This is a genomic window from Mesorhizobium sp. WSM4833 (genome assembly GCF_055811095.1).
The window spans coordinates 1-1,041 of the sequence record NZ_JBVVQG010000042.1 but is presented as its reverse complement, the minus strand read 5'-3'; the positions used below and the strand labels follow the sequence as shown (position 1 = coordinate 1,041).

Annotated in this window: 1 protein-coding gene; it reads left to right on the top strand. The window is 60.1% G+C overall.

Annotated elements, in window-relative coordinates:
* Positions 1 to 112: 112 nt before the first annotated feature.
* Positions 113 to 1,041, top strand: a 929-nt coding sequence (locus AC0L2D_RS31765) for an isopenicillin N synthase family dioxygenase (RefSeq protein ID WP_473544107.1), incomplete at its 3' end; no start/stop codon positions are given.

Genomic DNA, 1,041 nt, shown 5'->3' with positions numbered 1-1,041 from the left:
TGCTTGTGACGACCCAGCGTCTAAACGATGGCAAATACATCGCGGAGGAGGGCGCACACTACTGGGTCTTCCAGGTACCCGATAGAGCCACAGCACCAACGGAGAAACAGCTATGACCACGCTGCCGCAAATCTCACTGGCGAAACTGACAGCCGATGCAACGAGAAACGCAGAACGCGAGCGCCTGCGCCTGGCCTGTGAAGAGTATGGGTTCTTCTATCTTGAGCACGGAATCCCGAAGGAACAGATCGCAGAAGCGATCCAGGCTCCCCGGCGGTTCTTCGCGCTGCCGCAGGCTGTCAAGGAGCGCTACGGTCACACCGCCCAATACGTGTACCCCGCCACCGCCCGCGGATACAGTCCGTTAAACGGCGAAACGCTACATCCCGAGGCCGGCCCTGATCCAAAGGAGATGTTTGACCTCGGAATCGAGAATGAAGGTGACCGACGTCCGTTTGCTGGCCGCACACGCCTTCCGGATAACGCGGTGGCTCCTGGTTTCGCTCGAAGCCTGCAAGCTTTGCAGGCGACTGTGGTCAACGAGGTTGTGCCGCAGCTCGGGACCGCGCTTGCCGACTTGCTCGATATGGAAGAGGACTGGTTCCGGCGCCATTTCAGCCCACCGACGGTACTCCAGCGTGTGATCCGATATCCATCCGCTGGTGGCACGGCCGGAAAGCATACCGACAACGGGTTCTTTACGCTGCTGCTGCAGGAGGAACTCCCCACGCGCTCCTTGCAGGTGTGGTTCGGGGGACGCTGGGTGCCGGCGCCCAGCTTGCCCGACAGTCTCGTTGTGAATCTGGGCGACATGCTTCAGGCCTTGAGCGATGACCAATTCAAGAGCACGCCCCATCAGGTCGTGCACACCGGTCCTGCCGAACGAATTTCCCTTCCCTTCTTTATCTATCCCGACATTGACGCTCGCCTGACTTCCCGGCAAGGGAAGCACACCTTTAGCGTCGCGGAAGTGATGCTGCGCAACTTCGAATCGATCTGGCAAACCGGAAACGGCGCCGGACGGGCGCGAGAGTTGCGGTA